We start from the raw sequence: 266 nt of genomic DNA on the forward strand, positions 1-266 counted from the left end.
GAACTGGCCGCGCAAACCGCCGAAGTGGTGTTTACCGCACAAACCTCATTGGCCAACGCCCAAGCGTTTTACAGCGACCTCAAGGGACGCCTGGGCCGCTACGGACGCGCGGCGGACTCACTGCTGATCATGCCCGGCGTGTTTGTCGTGGTCGGGCAGACCGAGGCCGAGGCACAGGCCAAGTTCGAGGCCTTCCAAAACCTGGTGGAACCACAGGTGGGCGTCGCCCTGCTGGGACGCATGCTGGGTAATTTCGACCTGTCCGG

1 protein-coding gene is annotated in these 266 nt (G+C 63.5%); it reads left to right on the forward strand.

Features of this window, described 5'->3' with window-relative positions:
• Positions 1–266 (forward strand): LLM class flavin-dependent oxidoreductase (locus AC0L3U_RS39510; protein ID WP_473365136.1); only part of this gene is annotated, 266 nt, incomplete at both ends.

Source organism: Bradyrhizobium sp. Kon69 (assembly GCF_055807515.1).